Raw genomic sequence first — 19,864 nt, forward strand, 5'->3', positions numbered from 1 at the left:
CAGGCGGGAACGGAGCCTTTTTCATTCTGAAGGTGCAGGTCGCAGCCCCGTACCGGTCTCCCCGCGCCTCTTCCGAACAGCAAGAAGCCCCTGGCAGGTGGGTTAACAACCACGAAAACCTGCCACACCAAGGGCTCTGCATGCTGTTCTACCGCTCCGCGCTGCCGTTGTCACGCCGCACCCTCAACCTGACCGCCCGCACCATCCGCACCCACCGCGCCACGACCGGGCCCCGACGGCGGTGCCCAGACCCGGCGCAACAGGCCCTGCTGGTCCTGGTCCACCTGTACAAGGGTGAGCCCTTCGCCCCCTCGCGGCCGGGTTCGGCCTCGACACCACGACCGCCTGGAGGTACGTGCGCCAGACCACGGCCCTGCTCGCCGAGCAAGCGCCCACCCCAAAACAAGGGCTGCGCCGCGCCCGCCGGAAAGGCTGGGGGTACACGATCGTGGAGGGCACCCTCATCGCCTGCGACCGGGTGGGGGCCGACCGGCCCTTCTACCCCGGCAAGCACAAGCAACACGGCATGAACATCCAGGTCGTCGCAGCCCCGGAGGGCGAACCCCTGTGGACGTCGTGGTCGCTGCCCGGCGCGGTGCACGACACCCGCGCCGCCCGGGGCTAAAAGATCGCCGAGCGGATCGAGGCCGTGGGCCTCCTCGGGCTGGGCGACAAGGGCTGCGTCGGGCTCTGGGACGTGGTGTTCTGCCCGTTCAAAGGGCGCGGCAAGCCGCGGTGGAAGAAGGACGCCAACTCCGCCCACGCCAAGCTCCGCTCACCGGGCGAACGCGTGATCGCCCAGCTCAAACAGTGGGACATCCTGCGCCGCCCGCGCTGCTGCGCGCAGCGGGCCGGCCAGATCACCCGCGCTGTTCTGGTCCTCCAGCTCCGAGAAACAGGATGAAAAAGGCTCACTTGGTTGCGCAAGGTTCGTTGCCCGTGAATCCGACGCACCGAACGGTCATCGAGGGTGATGGGCTTCCCATCGGCCCGGATTCTCTGATCGTCACCCGACTTGCCTCCTATGAGGTCGATGGCCGTGGCGAAAACGCCGGTCCCACGTTTTCTACCTTCTCTGGCGGGCCCGACGTCCTTTTTACAGCTGCAGACTTCGCTGCTGTCTTTTCCGGTGCTGGTGATGTAGGTAACGACTGGAAGAACGGGACCAGACTGATTGCGTCAGGATCTGGTCCACCGGTTTCCGGGGAGGGTTCCTCTAGTCAGGACACTGCGACCGTGCACGTTCTCGACATCCTTGACCACTATGTGGCTGGCCAGACCGTCCCAGGTGAACAGGTTGAGTCGGCCGGCGCCCTCTCCGGTGTGGACGTCACCGATAACAGGCACCCCAAAACCGTTTCGACAGAAAATCCTGTTCCTGAACAACTGGAGGCAATCACTCTCATCGAAGGAGGTGGAGAGCCGGTCAGGGATGGCGATCGGATCGTTGTCCAGTTCGCGGGTGTCACGTGGACTACCGGAGAGGTCTTCGGCAGCACCTGGAAGTGGAATGGCCGCCCCAGTGCCTACTCCATCGGTACCGGACAGATTCTTCCCGGATGGGATGAGGCCCTTCCCGGTGTCCCGCCGGCAGCAGGGTCCTGTTGATCCTTCCTCCGGAACTGGCGTTCGGTGACGCCGGAAATCCGGATATCGGAGTCCCGGCCGATGAGCCGGTCCTGTTCACCGTCGACATCCTTGGCCGACATTGACGAGGAGCCGCGTGCTGTGTCTGGCTATTCGCCCTCCGCCCAGGGAAGCGGACCACTGCCGAACTCGTAGCACGGAGCCTCGTACATGGTGACCGGTTCCGGGTACGACTTTCCGCCGTCGGTGCTCTCCGTGCAGCGCCACGGTTGGTAGCTCGCGCTCTCCGGATCGAACCGGTGGAAGAACTTCACGTACCGCTGCGCCCAGTCGGGGTTGTCGCCGCCGAGATATCCCACGATCTCCGTATCGCCATCGTCGTCCAGGTCCTCTGTCTCCACGCTGCGCTGTCCGGCTGTGGGGGGCCCGACGAGGCCGAAACCCTCGATGCTCTCGGGGAGGTCCGGTTTCAACCAGGACACCTGCTGCATTCCGGCGACCCCGCTGTACCTGGTCAGTAGTAGGAAGGTGCCGTCGTCGGCCAGGGTCCAGCTGTCGTCGAACTCGGCTGGGGGAAGGGGGACGAAGCCGGTCGGTGCCTCGTTGAGGTTGCTGGCCACGACTTCGTCGTCACTGTCGCGCACCAGGAAGACCCGGGTGGTCCGGGTGGCTCCGCTGACCGGATGCGCCTCGAGTTCGGCCTGGGCGATGAGCAGGCTCGCCGCGGCACCGTCGTGGGTCAGTCCCGGGACGACGTGGACGTCCTCGGCGCAGCTGCCGCAGCCGAGGTCCCTGACCCGTTGCGCTTCGGGGGACAGCGGTGCTGCGGACCGCTCCTGGGAGGCCGGGCCGCTCGAAGCGGAGCATCCGGTCAGGACGGCGAGGAATACTGCCGCGGCGGCGACGTGCGAACGGGAGGAGACCATGGGCTTTCTCGGGACGGTGGGTGGCTCGGGCAAAGACCGCGGACAGGGGATTTCCGCATCACCCCTGCTCCGTTCACGAAAGAGCGCCTGTCCGGTGGGCCGACGGATCACTTCTGGGGAACGCGGCCTGCCCCCACCCACCGGGACTCCCAGTAGGGGTTGCCCAGGACCTGGGCCACGTTCACCGGGTTTCCCGCGTGCACCATCTTTCCCTCACCGATGTACATGCCGACGTGGGTGGGCGGCGGTCCGGGGATGGTCTGGAAGAAGATCAGGTCGCCGGGCAGCAGTTCGGCCTTGCTCACGGCGGGCAGCGCCGCGTGCTGCGGCCAGGTCGTGCGCGGGATCTGCACACCCGCTGCCGCCCAGGCTCCTTGCACGAGGCCGGAGCAGTCGTAGCCGTTGGGGCCGGTTCCGCCCCAGACGTAGGGCAGGCCCTGTTTGGACAGTGCCCACTCGATGGCGACCCGGGCCTCGCCCGAGCCCAGCACCTCCCCGCCGTAGTAGCCGGCGAAGTTGAACTCGTACTCTTCCGGCTCCTCGGGGCGCTCGATCTCCGTCCAGGTCTCGCCCTCGCATTCGGGGCCGTCCACGAGGCAGACCATCTCGCGGACGTTGTCATGGAAGGTTGCGCCGACGGGGGACTGCAGGACCGCGGTGATGATCCCGGCCGCGAGCATCGTCACGACCGAGACCTCGATGAACGACGCGCCACGGTCGTCCGTCGATCCGTCCCGGGAGGGGGTGTTCGGGATTCTCGCCACCGGAAAGCTCCTTGTGCCTCTGGCAGTTCAGCTGACGGGAACATCCTTGATCGGCAGGAAACCGGGGATCTCCACCGTCACTTTCTCGGTTTCGGCGGAGAGTCGGTAGGAGGCCCAGTAGGTGTTCTGGAATTCAGGGTAAGTAATTAGATGGAACATGGTTGGAAGATGGTCGGCTCCGGCGCACATGCAATCCTGATCGGAGTCGATGTAGGGGTTGAATCGGACCCCCTGTTTTTCATCGATCAATACAAGACCGCTTCCCGTCGATGAGCCGGGATAAATGTATGTCGTGTTTTCCAGTTCGACCAGGCTTATATTGGCATTGCTGTTATTTTTTAGTGTCCAGACGAGTTGGGCGTATTCGCCTGTTTTGCTGCGCTTTAATTCTCTGATCTCGACAATCGCCCCGTCCCAGGTGCTTTTGCTGGCCTCGCTCGTTCCCAGTATGGGGCGCGATTCGGAAGGTGTAGGAGAAGTAGAAGATGAGGCCTCTCCGGCGTATGAGGCGGATCCAGTCAGCAGGGCTGTCGTCAAGGCCGCCAGAATGCCTGCCATTGAACGGGACGTGAATCGGTGCAAGACGGTGCCCCCTATTTGGCGAAAGTGATCGTGACGCGACGGTTTTTCTCTCGGCCCTCGTTGGTGGCGTTGTCTCCTACTGGATCGCTGGAACCGTGGCCGGTGGCTTTGAAAGTGATCCCATTTCGTGTGACAAGTCGGTCGAGCTTCTCTTCGACTGCCGAAGCGCGGTCTTTTGAAAGGGGCCCGTTGATGGAATCGTTTCCACTGTTGTCGGTGTAGCCGTCGATCTGCACGTTTGTTGCTGAGGAGGCGTCGATCTCTTCGGCCACCAGGGACAGTGCCTCGTCCGCGTCGGGAGTCAGAGCCGATTCGTTCAGCTCGAAGAGGACGTCGGAGGAGAGGAGGACCTGGGTTTCGTCACCCGATTCCGAGCGGGAGGAACCGCCGTCGATGTCGTCCTCGAACGCCCTGATGTCCAGGATCCGTGGCTCGGCCACCGGCGCCTCCGCAATCGCGTCGTCGGGGGCGGCCGCAGTGGTGATCGGGACGTCCAGGAAGTCCGGGGTGACCGGGGTGGTGACGACGACCTGCTCCACCTCCGGGGGCGGGGCGGGAAACGCCACCCAGGTCTCGATCGTCGCGCCGGGGGCCAATGACTCGCTCCCCGCCCAGGACGAGCAGTGGCAGGTCGTGCCGTCGGTGAGTTTCAGCGGCATGTAGCGCTTCTGGGCCTCGGTGTCGACCAGCGAGACGCCGTCGGGGGCGCTGGCCTGGCCACCGAGCTCGGTGAGGCTGTGCATCACGAAGGCGTTCTCGGAGCCGTCGTTGGTGACCGCCAGGCTCAGTACGGCCATCGCGTCGCCGTGGCGTTCCAGCGAATAGAGGTCGAACCGCAGATCGCTGCCTTCGGCACTGGCGTTGTACGACGAAGTGGCGATGGGGTCCCGTGCCTCTGTCGGGGCCTCGCCGTCGGGAGCGGCGCTTCCCTCGGATTCGGGTGGGGGCGTGGGGTCGTCCGTACCGGACACGCAGCCGGAGAGCAGGATCGCGCTCAGCGCGATCGGCAGGCACAGCCCGGCCGCGCGGAGAGCACCGGGGGCGGGGGGCGGACGGTCCACGGTACAGCCTTCCGAATGGGGGTGCGTCAACCGGTCAGCCTAGCCAACCGCGTGGAATGCGGTCTATAGCGGATGCGCGGTGAGAAAAACGGCGACCGGTGCCGGCCACGATAAAAGAGGTGGGAAAACGGTGCGGTGTCGATTCCACGATAGCGAGTGTCATGGGGACGGTGAAGCGGTCGGTTCCGGTTGGAATTCCTCCGCCGCACCGAAGGGTTTGTAGATGTACTGTCCCTCTTCTCCGGTGAGCCTGATCGTGATCAGCCGGCGGGCGTGCTGCTCGCTCTGGATGACCTGGCCGTCGCACTCCACCCCGACCACCCGGTATTCCACCCCGAAGACGTAGCTGCAGTCCGGCATCACCATCTCGGCGATCGCCGACGCGTTACCCATGCTCCCCAGGCCCTCGTCCGCGTCGGGGTCCCGCTCCTCCTCCGGCGGGCAGAACAGGTCCGACCAGGCCCGGCTGCCGTCCTCGAGGAGTTCCTGACGGCACTCGGCGCCGCGGGTCTCCACCCGCACGAAGTTGCCCAATTGGCCCAGGGCGTTGTCGCTGGCCCGGATGTTCTCCAGGACCGCGCCGTTCCTGCGGGCGTACCGCTCGGCCGAGGTGCGCCCCCGAGCGGGCTCGTAGAGCCGGGCGGCCGGGATCTGGTTGCCGGCCAGCATCTCCGCCGCGTTGTCGCGGGCGACGGTCACCGCGGCCAACGCGGCGGCGTCGGCCGCGGTCTGCGATCGTCCACGCCACTGGTTCGCGTCGCCCAGCCGGACGAAGAGCATGGTCAGGGCGAGGAGCGACAGCGTCAGGCCGATGAGCAGGAACAGGTTGGCCTGTCCGCGCTCATCGGCTGGAACCGCTCGGGGTCGAGACTGCATAGGGCAAGGACCGTCCAGAAAAAGGAGACCCGATTAGAGGAAAAGCCTTCCAGCTGCTACTGAGGCAAATTTGGATTAGTGGGAGTCGCGGGAGTTCCCCCGCCGAGGATTTGCGCGACGGTAGTGGTAAGACTGCCTGCAATCGTCTGTCCGATGTTCGTGGCGAAGATCGCCGCGGCGATGGCCGCGACCAGGACGATGACGGCGGCATACTCCACGAAGCCCGCACCCCGGTCGCCGCGCCCGCGCAGGGAGTCGATCCGGTTCGCGACAGCGGACCGGGTGGTGAAGTAGAGGGAGATCATCGGGTTCTTCATGCGTCCTCCTGGGGAAACGATCCCCTGCGCTGATCGCGTCTTCGGTGTCGAGTATCAATCTAGGCAATGGCGGATCGGGCGGATAGGGTCCGCGGGCCCAATTCGGTGGGCCCAACCGGACACCGGTGGAAACGGTTCGGCTAGGCGGACGAAAGGGGAGTTCCGTGCCCGTTCCAACGGGCGATCGCCGCCGAACGGGTGCTGACGTCGAGTTTCCGGAAAATTCGGTTGATGTGGTTTTTCACGGTCTTTTCGGAAAGGAATAGGTCCTTGGCAATGGCGGCGTTGGACAATCCACGCGCGGCGGCCCCGAGCACTTCGGCCTCCCGTTCGGTCAGTCCGAGGTCGGTCGCACCGACCGCGCCCTGACTGGTCGGCGCCGACCGCATGAAGGTGAGCAGCGCGGTCGCCGCGACGGGGGACAGGGGACTGCCGTCGCGGTGCACGACCTCGTGCAGTGCCCGGGTGAGTTCGTCCAGGGTGAAATGGCCGTGCACCAGGTAGCCGCAGGCGCCCCTGCGCAGTGCCGTCTCGATGGTCCGCGCGTCCTCGGTGTGGGTGAGCATGACGACCTTGGTGATCGCGGCGAGCTCCTCGACCGAGCTGACCCCGTCGCGGACCGGCATCCGGACGTCGAGGAGGACGACGTCGGGACGCAGCCGGTGGGCCTGCTCGACCGCTTCGACACCGTCGCCCGCCTCGCCGACGACCCGGATGCTGTCGGACGCCTCCAGGAGGGAGATGAGACCGGCGCGCACGACGATGTTGTCGTCGACGGCGAGGACGGTGATCGGGGGCATCAGGCGTGGCCCTTTCCGTGTGCGGGGTGGGATTTCCCCGAGGTTTCGTGGGCGGGGCCGGCGAGCGGGACGCGCAGGGTAAGGACAGTGCCCGCGCCCGGGGCCGAGGCCAGGGTCAGGTGGCCGCCCGCGCGGGCGGCGCGCTCGCGCATACCGACCAGGCCGTAGTGTCCTGGGATCGCAACGGTCGTGTCGAAGCCCGATCCGTCGTCGCGCACGACCACGACCAGGTGGTGCGCTTCCTCGGCGAGGTCCACGGTGACGGTGCCGGCAGCCGCGTGGCGGTCGATGTTGGTGAGTGCCTCACGCAGGACGGCGACCGTCTCGTGCCGGGCGATCACCAGCAGCGGCAACGAGCCGTCCGGGGCGTTCAGCACGGTCTCGACCCCGGTCTCCGCCGACCAATCGCGCAGTACCTCCGCCACGCTGGCCGCGATGGGTGACTCGGAGGTGTCCTCGCGAAGGTCGGCGATGAGCTCCCTGGCCTCCTGCGCGGCCACCCGGGTGGCCGCGGCGACCTGCGCCGCGGTGGCCACCGCGCGCTCGGGGTTCTTCTCCAGCCAGAGGGGGAGCGCCTGGGCGGCCATGGCCGCGCCCTGCAGGGTTTTGGCCACCGAGTCGTGCATGTCCCGGGCCAAGCGGGAACGCTCCTCGGCGGTCGCGGCCGCATGTTCGGCGAGACGGCGTTTCTCCTGTTCCAGGGCGAGCTCGGTGAACAGTCCGCGCAGTCGGCGGCCGATGGAGCCGGCGACCGGGTACAGCAGCGGTTGCACGAGGACGATCTGGAAGCCCACCTGGATGCTGCCGGTGGAGGTGCCGGGCAGCGACAGATAGGCCAGCAGCGCCACCAGGTAGCCGATGATCTGCATGCAGGAGACCCCGATCAGGCCCCTGGTGCCGTACAGCACCCCGGCGGTGGTGCTGGTGAGGACCGTGGCCAGGAAGAAGGCCCCCGAGGGCCCGTCCACCGCCAGGATCGAGGAGGCCACGGCCACGTCCGCGACCACCAGTAACGGGTGGCGCAGGATGTAGGGCGACAGCCGGTCCCAGTATCTGGCGAGCAGTCCGGAGAGCACCGCGTAACAGGCCAGCATGACGATGACGTTCGGCGACAGCCGTTCGGCGGGCAGGAGGAGCAGCGCGATCCCGGTCAGCAGGAAGCGCAGTTGGATCAGCAGCCGGGCCAGCCGGGTGAGCCGCTCCAGCGCGGTGTCGCCGTGCGCGTTCACCGGCTCACCCCAGAATCGCCGAGAGGTCGATGTCGGACCCGAAGAACATGCCGCCGCCGATGAGCAGCAGCAGACCGGGCAGCATGGTCGCCGCGGTGATCCCGGTGACCCGGGGGTTCAGCCGTTGCGCCCGGCGTCGCAGGTATTGGGCGTCCTCGCGGCGCATGTCCTGGCCGATGCTTTGCAGTGTCTGGGTGAGCGGTGCTCCGAGTTCCTCGGCCTGCTGCAGGGCGGTGACGAAGCGCCCCAGCGACTCGTTGGAGTTGCGCCTGCGCATCGCGGAGAACGCCTCGCGCCGGCTGGTGCCCAGCTCCATCTGGTGCAGGGTGAGGCGGAACTCCGCGGCCAGCACCCCCGGCATGGAGTCGGAGACCCTGGACAGCGCCTGCCGGAAGGCCAGCCCCGACCCGACCGTCACCGCGAGCACGTCCAGGAAGTCGGGGAGCTGCTTCTGGATCTCCTCCTGTCGCTGCCGGGTGGCGCTGTACAGGGAGAGGTCGGTGAGCAGACCGAACGCAAGGATCACCGCGGCGAAGATCGGTGAGCCGTCGACGAGGAAGAACAGGCCGATGCCCCCGTAGAGCAGAACCTCCCCGGCCTTGCGTTGCGCGTACCGTTGCACGGTGAGCCCTTCGGGGCGTCCCGCCGATTCGATCCTGAGCTGGATCTTGGCCTGTCGCTCCTCCCCGAGCCACTCCACCACCACGGGGCCGAACGGCCGCCCGATCAGTTCGGTGATCCGGTGCAGGATGAAGGTCTCGTCCGCCTTCTTCTTCGGGGGTTCGATGATGAACTCCCCGGTCATGTCGCTCTTGCGGGTCACCAGGTGCGCGCCCCAGAAGAACAGGGCGACGGACAGCGCGCCGGCCAGGCCCACCACCAGGGTGAGCGCGGGGCTGAGGACGATGTTCATGGAACTCCAGGCTTCTCGGCGCGATCCGCTAGAAGTCGATCCGGGACATGCGGCGGATCGTCACGAAACCGATGGTGAACAGGGAGAGCGAGACACCCAGGATCGCGAGCCCCGCCGGGCTGGCGGTCATCCGGCCGACTGCTCCCGGCATCATCAGGTTCAGGAGGAACAGCGACCCCACCCCCATCGTGAGCAGCGCCCACGCGGTGTTCGTGGTCTCGCTGAGGATGGTGCGGACCTCGCGCCTGGTCTCCTTGCGGTTCTCCAGGGTCTCGGAGATGGAACGCAGGGCCGTCACCAGGGCTCCACCGGAGCGGGCGGAGACCAGCAGGGTGGAGATCAGCACGCCGATCTCGCGCGAGGGCATCCGGTCGCGGAGGTCGGACACGGCACTCTCGAAGGACTGGCCGACCTTCATGGACCGGGCGACCCGGCGTAGTTCGGAGCCGGCAGGGTCGTCGAGTTCGTCGGCGGCCATGTCGATGGCGGTCGGCAGGGCCAGGCCGGCCTGGGTGGCGTTGGAGAGGACCCGGGCGAGTTCGGGGAGCTGGGCGGTGAACGCCTCCTTGCGCTTCTCCTCCTGCTGACGCAGATAGGCCAGGAACAAGAACCCCACCAGACCGGCCGCGAGGACGCCCAGGATCGGGGCGAGGATCTGCCAGACCAGGACCACCGCGCACACCGCCGTCGCGCTCAGGGCGACCACGAACGTGGACACCTTGACCTTCACTCCCGCGCGCGCCAGACGGATCTCCATGCGTCTGCCCAGTTCCGAGCGGCGCAGCCACACGTCCAACCGGGCCATCGGCGTGTTGGCGCGGCGCTCCACCTCGGACAGCGTGCCGCGCGCGGCCAGCAGCCGCCGCTGTCCCACCCCGTCCATGTAGACGACGAAGCCCCACACGGCCACGATCAGTGACGCCATGGTGACGAGCAGGATGACCAGCGTGTAGTTCACAGCGATCCTCCCGGGTACTGGTGGCCGGTGGGGGAGTGCGCGGCGTGTGCGGCCTTGACGACGCCGAAGGTCGCGGGGACGGTTTCGCCCGCGCTGTGGACGCGGGCGGCGATGTGGCGGGGCAACGGGAACCGGTGGAAGTCGCCGGTGACCGCCTGGTCGACCTCGTAACGGTGCGCTTCGAACTTCAGGAGCGGGTCGAGCCGGAACTCTTCGCGCCGGTTCGAGGCGACCACCGCGACTTCCGCCACCCGTCGGGACCCGTCGGGGTAGCGGGACAGGTGCACGATCACGTCGATCGCCGCGTTGATCTGGTCACGGATCGCCTCGAACGGGATGGTGATCTCGCTCATCGAGGCCAGGGTCAGGAGTCGGTGCACCGCGTCCTCCGCGGAGTTGGCGTGCACGGTGGCCAGGGAGCCGTCGTGGCCGGTGTTCATGGCCTGCAGCATGTCCAGGGTCTCGGCCCCCCGGACCTCGCCGACGATGATCCGGTCGGGACGCATACGCAGGGAGTTGCGCACGAGGTCGCGGATGGTGATGGCACCGGCCCCCTCGATGTTGGGCGGGCGCGATTCCAGCCTCAGCACGTGCTCCTGGCGGAGTTGCAGTTCTGCCGAGTCCTCGATCGTGACGATGCGCTCATGGGAGGGGACGAACGCCGACAAAGCATTGAGGAACGTGGTCTTCCCGGTACCGGTTCCACCAGAGATGACCACGTTGAACCGGGCCCGGACCAGAGCGGACAGCAGCACGCCGGTCGCCTCGTCGAGGCTGCCCTTGGCCACCAGCTGTTCGACACTGAACGGTTTGGGGAACCGCCGGATCGTGATGATGGGTCCCGACAGGGACAACGGAGGGACGATCACGTTGACGCGTTCGCCGGTGGGCAGCCGGGCGTCGACCATCGGGCTCGACTCGTCCACCCGCCGGTTGACCGTGGAGACGATGCGGTCGATGGTCTGGTACAGCTGTTCCTCGCTGGCGAAGGTGGTCTCGATGCGTTCGACGCGGCCGCGGCGCTCGACGAAGACGTTGTCGGGACCGTTGACCATGATCTCGGTGATGCTCTCGTCCGCCAGGAGCGGTTCGAGGACCCCGAGGCCGAGCGCCTCGTCGACCACCCGCCGGATCATGTTCCCGCGTTCGCGGTCGGACAGGACCGGCCCCTCGCGCGAGATGAGGTGGCCGACGACCTTCTCCAGGCGGATGCGGCGCTGTTCGAGGCTGAGCATGGCGAGGTCGTCGAGGTTGACCTCGGTGAGCAGACGCTGGCGCCAGTGGGCGACACTGCCGCGGTCGGAGTGCTGGTCGGTGAGGCGATCCTCGTTGAGGCGGTCTTTGAGAGCCATGGGCCTTACCTGGTGCGGTCGTCGGGGGTGTCGGGTCTGTACTCGGGGTGCCGGGGGACTAGACGGCCATCTCCACCCGGCGGACGACGGTGTAGTCCAGGGCGGCGATCGTGAAGACGACGGGAACTCCGATACTGACCTCGGAGAAGACGCCGCCGTCCTCGGTGTAGCCGGTGCTGACCCGGGCAGCGCCCATCCAGGTCGGAAGCGCTCCCTCGGCCGCGGACAGCGCTGTCGCCGGGCCCTGCTGCTCGGCGACCCGGGCTCCGATCCTGGCCGCGTTCTCGGCCTGTTCGACTGCGACGAACGAGATGAAGACCTCCAACGTGATCACTGCCATCAGCAGGAACAACGGCAGGTAGGTGGCGAACTCCAGGATCTGTGATCCGCGGTCGTCACGACGGGCCCATCGATTCCGGCCGTCTGGCCGCGGCCGGGCGGGTGCCGGTGGATCCACGCTCATGCCTCACCCCTCGCGAAGGACCTGGGACTGGCTGCTGATGTTCCACGGACTGTCCATGCCGGGCAGCACCGCGGGCATCGCGATGGTCACCCGGATGTAGCGGCGGCCGTCCTCCACCAGGTTCTCCAGGGTGAAGGTCTCCTCCTCGTCCCAGGGGGCGCGCACCCGTTTGGCCGCCTCCTCCCGGATCCGCTCCTCGTCGCTCGGGGTGATCGACGCCTGGCGTGCGCCTTCGCTGGCCGCGTGGGAGGCGTACATCCCGGTGAGTCCGATCAGTACGATCTGCCAGGTCAACAGCAGTGCCAGGCCGAGGAACGGGACGAGTGCGGCGAATTCGACGATCGAGGCACCGGAGTCGCCGCGGGTGCTGCGCGAGCGGCGACTCTGGGCGATCATCGCCGCGGCGGCTTCTTTCGTTGAGGAGCCGTTGCCCTGCTGCTCCTCATCGGGTGTCGCCGCGGTGATGCCCAGTTCCGCGGCCAGCCGGCTGAATGCTTTGAGCAGGGCCTCGTCGGTGAGCCTGCCGGGGACCCCGGTGTTGGACGCCTCCTCCAGGGCACGATAGGCGGCCGGTACGGCCGTGCGCAGCGTTTCCGTGCCGAGCAGTTTGCGGGCGAAGTCCGGCTGGATCTCGTTCCTCCGGCTGTGCCGGGTGATCAGCGAGGTCACGTTCTTGGCCTCGCGGACGTGCAGCCGCTCCCACATGGCGATGAGGCGCTGTGCGCCGCGCAGGGCCGGAAGGTCCGGGGTGACCAGCACGATGGCTGTGTCGGAGAGTTCCACGGCCACCGCGGTGGCGTCGTTGATCGCCGAACCGCAGTCCACGATCACCTGGTCGTAACGTGACCGCAGCGCCCCGAGGATCTGTCGGGCCGCACGCGCGTTGACGTCCTCGCTGTGCTCGCCGTGTTCGGGGGCGAGCAGGATGTGCGGACCGTCGTGGTGGACGTAGAGGGTGTCGGCGAGCATGGCCGCACTGATGTCGTCGGCGGCCTCCACCAGGTCCACGATGCTGCGGCGGTGCTTGAGGTCGTAATATCCGGGGACGTCGCCGGACTGCAGGTCCAGGTCGACGAGGCAGACGGTACGTCCGGCCTTGGCCGCGATCCGGGACAGTTGGATGGCGGTCGTGGTGGTTCCGACACCGCCCTTGGCGCCGGTCAGTGTGATGATCTGGCCGCGGCGCCCCGAAACCGGAACGTCGAGGGAGGCGGCCTCCAGGTGGCGGCGCAGGGTCCGCGACCAGTCCGCCGCCGTGGTGACCCTGGCGCTGAGCTGTTCGATGGTGGCGTCTGCCTGGAGCAGTCCGCGTGCGCCCGCCTCCATGGTGTTGGTGAAGGTGTCGGGTTCCACCTCGGACACGATCAGGATGATCGCCAGTTGCGGCTGGTTCCGGGAGATGTCGCGGATCAGGTCCAGGACCGGGAGCGGCCCGAGGTCCTCGTGGATCAGTACGACGTCGAGGCCGGGCAGTTTGCCGACGGTCTCGCTGACCTCGCGGGAGGTGCGGTGCACGCTCACGACCTCGGCCTCGGCCAGTTCCTCGAACCTGGCCGTGAGCGCGTTCTCCAACTCGTCGGTGGGGGCGCCGATCAGGACCTGGTAAGTGCTCATCTGTTGCCGCCCCGACGGAGGAGAGGAGTGGGAGGGGTGTCCATCAGTTGCCGCCGCCCTGGCCGGAGAGGGCGGCGGCGAGCTGGTCCTCGGCGCAGAACCGCGCCTCGCCGGGGTTGCCCGACCCCTCCGCGCTGATCAGGGCCAGGCGCAGCTTGGTGGCGAACGCCTCGGCGTAGCTCAGCTCGAGGGCCTGCTCGGTGGTGAGTTTGAAGGTCACCGGGACCACGGAGTTGGTACCACCGGTCTGGGCGTCGACCTGTGCTCCGATGTCGCCGATCTCCAGCACCTCCACGTCGGTGAGGACCCGGATCGTGCACGCGTCGGAGGAGTCGTTGGGCTGGAAGGAGGCGTAGATGTCCACGCGGGACTGGCGGGCCACCTTGCCGGCCACGCCCGTCTCGGCGTTGACCATGATCGCGATCTCCCGCTCGCCCGTCTCCAGGGCCGGGGCGGGCACGACCATGCTCTTCTGGAGAAGCGTGCCCGCCTGCAGGAAGGTGGCGGAGACGGCGCGGCTGCCCGGGTTCGCCAGCGCCTCGTTGGCGTCCTCCAGACTGCTCAGGAAGGTCTCCTCGTCGAAGAACCTCGCCGGGACCTCCTGGGACTCCACCATCTCCGCGGTGATCGGCTGGTAGGGGTCGACGTCCTGGGTCAGCCGCAACACCGTTCGGTAGGTGCCCATCTCGCTGTTCAGCGTGTTCACGTAGGAGACCACCGTGAAGAAGACGGTGACGGCGCCGAACGCGGCGATGATCATGAGCAGAACACCGCGCCGTTGACGGGGGTTCATGACGCTCCATTTCTAGCCGTGCGATGGGGAGACGGCGGCGGCACCGAGCGGCCAGGCCTCAGCGGCGGGTCGGGTGGTGGGGACGGGTTTCTCCAGGGTCGGTGCCGTCGCCAAGGGAAGGGGAGAACGATTCTGGAGCCTGTGGATAACTGGTGATTCCGGACACCGAGCCGTAGCCGGGAGGAGGAGTTCCCCGGGCCGGTGTCCCGGCGGGTCGGGGGGCTTCGGGAGGCGCTGCCCGGGGGGCCGGACGGGCAGGGGGGCCGGAGCCCTGTGCGGGCGGGGGGACGAGGGCCGTCGGTGTCGGCACCTGGACGGCCCGGGAGTACGTGGGCGGGCGTCCGACCGGAGGCTGGTTGGCCGCGCCGCAGAACGGGCAGTGCGTCTCGGCCACGGGTTCACGGCACCACGCGCAGGTGGTCGGCCGGATCGCCCGTACCGGTTGGGTGAGTGCGTCCTGGTGGGCGCTGAAGACCACGAACTCGACGTACTTCGTGGTCCCCCAGTAGGCCGGGCCCAGCGGCTGGTCGGGGAGGTCGTGCGAGGAGACCGGCTGTATCGCCGGTATGAACTGGGCGTCGAAGTGCGACTGGTCGGCGTCCCGGCCGGCCGAGACCAGTACCTGCACCGGGTTCACCGGGTGGAAGGGGATGTTGGGCGCGGGGTTGGACCGGCGTACCCGTCCGACGCGCTGCACGGGCGCGCAGAAGGCGAGGAAGGCCGTTCCGGGAACGAGCGACCCCATGTGCTGGCGGACCGAGATTGGGATGGTCGCCAGGCTCGCCACGCTCTTGACCCAACCGCCTGCCAGCATGTGCTCGGGCAGTTCGGCGGCCAGTGCCGCCACGAGCCCCGACGGCAGGTAGGGCGCGAGATAGGCCATCTGGTCGGCCACCAGGGACAGCGCCAGGGGGGACAGGTCCATGGGCACGGCCGCGACGTGATCGGTCCGCAGCGCTCCGCGGGCGAACTGGACCGCCCGCTCGGCCCGGCCGGATCGCCACCGGGGGTACAGGGCCACGACCTTCTTCCCCTGTGCGATGTTCTCCCGCGCGAAGTCGAGGAAGCCCGCGGACTGTCCGGCGAGGTCATCGCCGTCCAGGGCGAAGCGCCGTGCCCGGGCGTTGCCGAGGTGGCCCGTGCTCGGCACATCGGCGAGCAGGGCGACGACGCTCACGGACCTCGGGCGGTCACTGGACACGGGGCAAGCTCCCTGGGGGTGAGACGCTTGGGGGTCGGCTGCGGTTCGTGGTCACGGCCAGCAGGTGATTCTATGCGGACGTATCGTAACGAGTCTGCGCTGGGTCTGGAGTGTCCACGCCCCCAAATTTCCCAGGACCGTCACCCTGTTCTACGTTGCGTTATCCCGATCGGTACTAAGGTCCCGATTTTTAGCGGAACGTAATCGCTATTGGCAGTTGGCCGATATCGGACAGCTGGCTCGGGGGACACACCTGATCGCCCCACGCCGCACGTCCGACGCTCTTCGGCGGGAGGGGAACGATCGGTGGAGCGGGTGCGTCCCAGCGTCCGGGCGGGACCCGGCTACCGGTGACATCCGCCGACCGCTCCGTGACTCGCCCCGGGGGGTCGGCGGCGATGGGAAGAGACATGGTCCTCAAGCGTTTGCTGGCGGGAATCGGTTTCGGCGGGGCGTCGGTGGAGACCGTCCTGCACGTTGCCGAGGTCCCGCCGGGCGGAGCGGTGCGCGGGGTCGTGCGCATCCAGGGCGGCGACGTCGACCAGCAGATCGAAATGCTCACCGTCGGTCTCCAGGCGCGGGTCGAGGTCGAGTCCGGCGACAGCGAGCACGCGCAGGACGTCGAATTCCACCGCAGCACCCTCGGCGGACGCCTGCACCTGCCGCCCGCCGAGCGCATCGAGGTCCCCTTCGAGCTGGCGGTTCCCTGGGAGACGCCCATCACCGGCTGCTACGGGCATCCCCTCCCGGGGATGAACATCGGGATCAATACCCGGCTGCACATCGCCGGTGCCGTCGACCCCGGTGACCTCGACCCGGTGGGGGTGCTGCCGCTTCCCGCCCACCAGGCCGTCCTCGATGCCCTGTTCCGGTTGGGATTCCGCTTCAAGCACGCCGATATGGAGCGCGGTCGGCTGTCCCGTACCCGCCAGCGCCTGCCCTTCTACCAGGAGATCGAGTTCCATGCGCCGAGTCGCTACCAGGGGCTCGGCGAGTTGGAGCTCTCGTTCGTCACCGACGAGCGAGGCGTGGACGTGGTCCTGGAGATGGACAAGAAGCCCGGCCTGCTGTTCAGCGAGGGAAGCGACACCTTCCACTCCTTCAGCGTCGACCACCGCGCGGCAGCCGGTACGGACTGGGCGGACTACCTCCACCGGTGGATCGACGCGACCGCGGGCCGCCGCCGGTGGCTGTGAGCACGGCGGACCGGACGTGGTCGGGAGACGGGCCTGCCTCCCAACGCGTTGGAGGGCCCCGAAGGTGACGAGGCCCCGGTCCGTACTTTCGATCTGGAGTGAGTGCCGGGACTTGAGCTCGCCGGGCAGAAAAATCTGAACTGCGTTTTTGCTTCCCCGGGCTGGCTGTCTGCGGTTGTGGGTTCCGGGTTCGGTCGTGATGGTCCGCTGCTTCAGGACGGGGTGGGCCACCGGGGCCCACCCCGTCTCGACTGTGCAACGGGCGCGGCCAAGACCTGAAGGGTGGGCCGGCGGGTCACAGTGTTCGTCGAGGCCGTCGCAACTCGCCCATCGCCTCTGGTCCCGAGGGCGCACTCTCACCGCGCTCAACGCCACCGTCACCTGGCGAGGACACATCCCCTCTGCATCACCGCCTCTACCGCCTCCGACGACATCGTGCTGCGCTCCGCCGAGGCGATCAGACCGGCCGGGTCATGTGCAGCGCCGAAACGTCACTGTGGTGGCACGCACCTCATCGAACTGCAGCCGCTGCCTACGAGGGGACGTCTGTCCTCAAGTCATCCACCGCCACTGCCACCGGCCCCGTCGTCACCGAGCAACCCCTGCCCGGTAGGTGAAGCCGGACGGACGCGTCCCGGGCCCCGATGGCGGTCGGGGCGCCTGCGATCGTCGTTGTCCCGGCCTTCGGGCCGTTCATGGCCGGCCGCTTCCACCGCCAGTTCGGAGGACACGGCCCTGTTGCGGTCGGTGAAGGTCTCGCACTCACGGGCCGTAGCGGTTTCCGTCCGGGCGCTACTTGATGCGGTGGCGCTTGGTCTCGCCGCTCAAGGTGCGGGGTCCGATCTGCGTCGTGCGCGACATCATCACTGGATGTGGTGCGGCCTAGGGAAGGCGCGGTGACCTCCGCAACGACGAAGCCCCGGCCCGCGGAAGTCGTCCGCAGGCCGGGGCCTGTTTTCATCTGGGGTGAGTGACGGGACTTGAACCCGCGACATCTTGGACCACAACCAAGTGCTCTACCGGCTGAGCTACACCCACCATGACCGCCGGGCTGAAAACCATCAGCGCCTGCGTTCAGAAATGATACTACCGGTTCCCGCGAGTGATTCGCGCCTTCATTTCCGGGGTGTGGACTCGGGGGCGTCGAGTTGTCCGGTTCCACCGGAGACGACATCGGCGGCGATGGCACGCGCGGTGGGGGTGTCCGGACCGGGGGCGGCGACGAAGGCGGCCGCCCGGAAGTACCGGAGTTCCTGGATGCTCTCGACGATGTCGGCCAGCGCGCGGTGGCCCCCGTGCTTCTCCGGACTCGCGAAGTACACCCGCGGGTACCAGCGGCGCAGGAGTTCCTTGATGCTGGAGACATCCACCATCCGGTAGTGCAGGTGCTCGTCGATGAGCGGCATGTCGCGGGCGAGGAAGGCACGGTCCGTGGCGATGGAGTTCCCGCACAACGGGGTCTTCTTCGGCTCGGGGACGTAGCGCCTGATGTGGTCGAGGACCATCTCCTCGGCCTCGGACAGCGTCACCCCGTTGTCCAGTTCCGTGAGGAGGCCGGACGTCGTGTGCATCTGGGTGACGAAGTCGCCCATCTGGTCGAGTGCCGCCTGCGGTGGTTTGACGACGACGTCGATGCCCTCGTCGATCTGGTTGAGGTCGCCGTCGGTGATGACACAGGCCACCTCGATCAGCGCGTCTTTGTCGAGGTCGAGCCCCGTCATCTCACAGTCGATCCACACCAGGCTGTCGTTCATGGGGCTAGCTTAGGGCGCTTTGCGCACCTGCAACGTCTTCACGGGCGGCGGGACGCCGGGCAGGGGCGCCGGTGGACGGGGCGCAGGGCCCCGTCCACCGGCGTCTGCCGAACGTCGAGCGGCTAGAAGGGGGGCGGGCCGAAGATCGCGACCATGAGTGTGGAGTAGTCCAACCAGAGGTACGTCACCACACCCACGAGCGCCAGGATGACGAGCAGGAAGAACAGGCAGCCACAGCCACAGCCGCTCTTCTTCTTGCGGGGTCTGGGCGGAGGCGCGGGGTAAGGGGGGCGTCCAGGGCCACCCTGGTGGGGCCCCCAGGGGGACTGCCCGCCGGTGCCGGGGTAACCGCCCGGCTGGCCGTGGCCTCCACGGACCTGGGGTGGCGGTTGGCCGCCCTGCTGCGGGTAGCCGCCGGGATAGCCCTGAGGAACGGGCGGCTGGGCGGCGGCCCGCCGTTGCCGCCGTGACTTCGGTGGAGCCGGCGGCTGGGCCGGGCGCTGCTGGTACTGCGGGGGGTAGGGCTGCCCCGGGTAGCCGGGGGCGGCGCTGTGCTGGGGGCCGGTCGGCGGCATGTAGGGCGGCGGCGCCTGTTGCGGCTGTCCTGGACGGAGGGCCTGGTGCGGGGGCTGCGGATAGCCGGTCCCTGCCTGCCCCGGAAACGCTGCGGGTCCGGCCGGGTTCGCGCCCGTTCCCGGTTGAGCGGGGTGGGCGGAACCGGGGTCGCCCGGCCACGGGCGGCCGGGGTTCTCCGCCTCCCAGGCGCGGCGCTCCTGTTCCTGCCGTTCCGCGCGCTCCTTGAGCTCCTGTGCTTCCCGCTCCTCGCGCTCGCGCCGCTCCTCGGCTTCCTTCGCCTGCTGCTCGGCCCGGATCCGGGCTTCTTCCGCGGCCTTGGCGCGCTGCTCCTCCTGGCGTTTCTTCCGTTCCTCGGCCAGTTCGGACCGGTATTCCTGGAGCCCTTCCCTGAAGTTGCCGAGGAACTTGTTGAACTTGCCGTCTTCCCCGCCCTCTTGCCCTTCGCCGCCTCCGGAAGGAATCGCCCCGGTGAACCCAGGGTCGTCGGGGTTGAAGACCGCGGTCCGTGGGGCATCGTCCCCGCCGGGGGAAGCGGGGGCGCGCGTTGCGGGTGCGTCGTCCCCGGTCCGGGGAGTGATACGCATGGTCGCGTCCGGCGGGCCCGGTGCGTCGAGATCGGGCTGGGTGCGGTCGGTGGGTGCGGGGCCGGTGCCCAGGTTGACGGTCGCGCCGTCGGGGGCCGCGTGGTCGCTGAGGTCCGCGGTGGGTTCGTCGTCCAGGTCGGGCTGGGTTCGATCAGCAGGGGAGGGAGGAGCACCGAGGTTGACGGTCGCGCCATCGGGGGCCGCGTGGTCGCTGAGGTCCGCGGTGGGTTCGTCGTCCTCGGGTGTGGTGGGGCGGGAACGGCTCGGCGGGTCGATGCGCGTGGTGGCGCCCGCGGGGCCGGTGCCCAGGTTGACGGT

General features: G+C 68.1%; 18 protein-coding genes, 1 tRNA gene and 2 pseudogenes. 3 read left to right on the plus strand and 18 right to left on the minus strand.

Annotation, left to right across the window (positions count from 1 at the left end):
* Window positions 1-140 precede the first annotated feature (140 nt).
* A pseudogene (locus QSJ59_RS10340) lies at window positions 141-904 on the plus strand (transposase family protein).
* Window positions 901-1,712: pseudogene (locus QSJ59_RS10345) on the plus strand (FKBP-type peptidyl-prolyl cis-trans isomerase). The pseudogenes QSJ59_RS10340 and QSJ59_RS10345 overlap by 4 nt, the downstream one beginning before the upstream one ends.
* 24 nt (window positions 1,713-1,736) lie before the next feature.
* On the opposite strand, the gene QSJ59_RS10350 reads toward QSJ59_RS10345, so the two are convergent.
* The 15 genes from QSJ59_RS10350 to QSJ59_RS10420 all read right to left on the minus strand — a co-directional run bounded on the left by QSJ59_RS10350 (window position 1,737) and on the right by QSJ59_RS10420 (window position 15,436).
* Window positions 1,737-2,513 (minus strand): hypothetical protein, encoded by a 777-nt coding sequence (locus QSJ59_RS10350; RefSeq protein ID WP_285758994.1) that lies wholly within the window; start codon window positions 2,511-2,513, stop codon window positions 1,737-1,739.
* Window positions 2,514-2,620: 107 nt separating this feature from the next.
* Window positions 2,621-3,277 carry a C40 family peptidase gene (locus QSJ59_RS10355; RefSeq protein WP_285758997.1) on the minus strand — a complete coding sequence of 219 codons (657 nt, stop codon included), beginning with the start codon at window positions 3,275-3,277 and terminating at the stop codon, window positions 2,621-2,623.
* Between the two features lie 27 nt (window positions 3,278-3,304).
* Window positions 3,305-3,835: a hypothetical protein gene (locus QSJ59_RS10360; RefSeq protein ID WP_285758999.1), complete on the minus strand. Its 531-nt coding sequence runs from the start codon at window positions 3,833-3,835 to the stop codon at window positions 3,305-3,307.
* 35 nt (window positions 3,836-3,870) lie between these two features.
* Complete coding sequence (locus QSJ59_RS10365) at window positions 3,871-4,920, minus strand: OmpA family protein (protein ID WP_285759000.1); 1,050 nt, start codon at window positions 4,918-4,920, stop codon at window positions 3,871-3,873.
* Window positions 4,921-5,079: 159 nt separating this feature from the next.
* Window positions 5,080-5,796 (minus strand): pilus assembly protein TadG-related protein, encoded by a 717-nt coding sequence (locus QSJ59_RS10370; RefSeq protein ID WP_285759002.1) that lies wholly within the window; start codon window positions 5,794-5,796, stop codon window positions 5,080-5,082.
* 56 nt (window positions 5,797-5,852) lie between these two features.
* On the minus strand, window positions 5,853-6,113 hold the full coding sequence (locus QSJ59_RS10375) for a hypothetical protein (protein ID WP_285759004.1): 261 nt from the start codon (window positions 6,111-6,113) through the stop codon (window positions 5,853-5,855).
* Between the two features lie 140 nt (window positions 6,114-6,253).
* On the minus strand, window positions 6,254-6,913 hold the full coding sequence (locus tag QSJ59_RS10380) for a response regulator (protein WP_285759005.1): 660 nt from the start codon (window positions 6,911-6,913) through the stop codon (window positions 6,254-6,256).
* On the minus strand, window positions 6,913-8,142 hold the full coding sequence (locus tag QSJ59_RS10385; protein WP_285759006.1) for a sensor histidine kinase: 1,230 nt from the start codon (window positions 8,140-8,142) through the stop codon (window positions 6,913-6,915). Before QSJ59_RS10385 ends, QSJ59_RS10380 begins: the two co-directional genes overlap by 1 nt.
* 4 nt (window positions 8,143-8,146) lie before the next feature.
* Complete coding sequence (locus tag QSJ59_RS10390; protein WP_285759008.1) at window positions 8,147-9,055, minus strand: type II secretion system F family protein; 909 nt, start codon at window positions 9,053-9,055, stop codon at window positions 8,147-8,149.
* Window positions 9,056-9,083: 28 nt separating this feature from the next.
* Entirely contained in the window at window positions 9,084-10,013 is a 930-nt protein-coding gene (locus QSJ59_RS10395; protein ID WP_285759010.1) for a type II secretion system F family protein, read from the minus strand.
* Window positions 10,010-11,365, minus strand: a complete 1,356-nt coding sequence (locus tag QSJ59_RS10400; RefSeq protein WP_285759011.1) for a TadA family conjugal transfer-associated ATPase — start codon at window positions 11,363-11,365, stop codon at window positions 10,010-10,012. Before QSJ59_RS10400 ends, QSJ59_RS10395 begins: the two co-directional genes overlap by 4 nt.
* 58 nt (window positions 11,366-11,423) lie before the next feature.
* Window positions 11,424-11,828 carry a TadE/TadG family type IV pilus assembly protein gene (locus QSJ59_RS10405; protein WP_285759012.1) on the minus strand — a complete coding sequence of 135 codons (405 nt, stop codon included), beginning with the start codon at window positions 11,826-11,828 and terminating at the stop codon, window positions 11,424-11,426.
* Window positions 11,829-11,831: 3 nt separating this feature from the next.
* Window positions 11,832-13,442, minus strand: a complete 1,611-nt coding sequence (locus QSJ59_RS10410; protein ID WP_285759013.1) for a CpaE/TadZ family protein — start codon at window positions 13,440-13,442, stop codon at window positions 11,832-11,834.
* 43 nt (window positions 13,443-13,485) lie between these two features.
* A complete protein-coding gene (gene cpaB, locus QSJ59_RS10415) occupies window positions 13,486-14,235 on the minus strand; it encodes a Flp pilus assembly protein CpaB (protein WP_285759014.1) in 750 nt (249 codons plus the stop codon).
* Window positions 14,236-14,293: 58 nt separating this feature from the next.
* Window positions 14,294-15,436, minus strand: a complete 1,143-nt coding sequence (locus tag QSJ59_RS10420) for a hypothetical protein (protein ID WP_285759016.1) — start codon at window positions 15,434-15,436, stop codon at window positions 14,294-14,296.
* A 410-nt stretch (window positions 15,437-15,846) separates the two neighbouring features.
* On the opposite strand from QSJ59_RS10420, the gene QSJ59_RS10425 reads away from it, so the two are divergent.
* Window positions 15,847-16,632 (plus strand): sporulation protein, encoded by a 786-nt coding sequence (locus tag QSJ59_RS10425; RefSeq protein WP_285759017.1) that lies wholly within the window; start codon window positions 15,847-15,849, stop codon window positions 16,630-16,632.
* Between the two features lie 962 nt (window positions 16,633-17,594).
* Here the strand turns inward: QSJ59_RS10425 and QSJ59_RS10430 are convergent.
* From QSJ59_RS10430 to QSJ59_RS10440, 3 genes are all read right to left on the minus strand, one after another.
* Window positions 17,595-17,670: transfer RNA gene (locus tag QSJ59_RS10430), tRNA-His, on the minus strand.
* 77 nt (window positions 17,671-17,747) lie between these two features.
* A complete protein-coding gene (orn, locus tag QSJ59_RS10435; protein ID WP_285759019.1) occupies window positions 17,748-18,386 on the minus strand; it encodes an oligoribonuclease in 639 nt (212 codons plus the stop codon).
* Between the two features lie 122 nt (window positions 18,387-18,508).
* A partial coding sequence (locus QSJ59_RS10440; RefSeq protein WP_285759021.1) for a hypothetical protein occupies window positions 18,509-19,864 on the minus strand: 1,356 nt, incomplete at its 5' end.

Origin of the sequence: Nocardiopsis ansamitocini (assembly GCF_030268225.1) — a bacterium.
GTDB lineage: Bacteria > Actinomycetota > Actinomycetes > Streptosporangiales > Streptosporangiaceae > Nocardiopsis_D > Nocardiopsis_D ansamitocini.

Excerpts from the sequence above, each read along its gene's own strand:
- QSJ59_RS10425 (WP_285759017.1), top strand. The coding sequence starts at position 15,847 with ATGGTCCTCAAGCGTTTGCTGGCGGGAATCGGTTTCGGCGGGGCGTCG.
- QSJ59_RS10400 (WP_285759011.1), bottom strand. The coding sequence starts at position 11,365 with ATGGCTCTCAAAGACCGCCTCAACGAGGATCGCCTCACCGACCAGCAC.
- QSJ59_RS10350 (WP_285758994.1), bottom strand. The coding sequence starts at position 2,513 with ATGGTCTCCTCCCGTTCGCACGTCGCCGCCGCGGCAGTATTCCTCGCC.
- QSJ59_RS10375 (WP_285759004.1), bottom strand. The coding sequence starts at position 6,113 with ATGAAGAACCCGATGATCTCCCTCTACTTCACCACCCGGTCCGCTGTC.
- QSJ59_RS10405 (WP_285759012.1), bottom strand. The coding sequence starts at position 11,828 with ATGAGCGTGGATCCACCGGCACCCGCCCGGCCGCGGCCAGACGGCCGG.
- QSJ59_RS10410 (WP_285759013.1), bottom strand. The coding sequence starts at position 13,442 with ATGAGCACTTACCAGGTCCTGATCGGCGCCCCCACCGACGAGTTGGAG.
- QSJ59_RS10390 (WP_285759008.1), bottom strand. The coding sequence starts at position 9,055 with ATGAACATCGTCCTCAGCCCCGCGCTCACCCTGGTGGTGGGCCTGGCC.
- QSJ59_RS10370 (WP_285759002.1), bottom strand. The coding sequence starts at position 5,796 with ATGCAGTCTCGACCCCGAGCGGTTCCAGCCGATGAGCGCGGACAGGCC.
- QSJ59_RS10380 (WP_285759005.1), bottom strand. The coding sequence starts at position 6,913 with ATGCCCCCGATCACCGTCCTCGCCGTCGACGACAACATCGTCGTGCGC.
- cpaB (WP_285759014.1), bottom strand. The coding sequence starts at position 14,235 with ATGAACCCCCGTCAACGGCGCGGTGTTCTGCTCATGATCATCGCCGCG.
- QSJ59_RS10360 (WP_285758999.1), bottom strand. The coding sequence starts at position 3,835 with ATGGCAGGCATTCTGGCGGCCTTGACGACAGCCCTGCTGACTGGATCC.
- orn (WP_285759019.1), bottom strand. The coding sequence starts at position 18,386 with ATGAACGACAGCCTGGTGTGGATCGACTGTGAGATGACGGGGCTCGAC.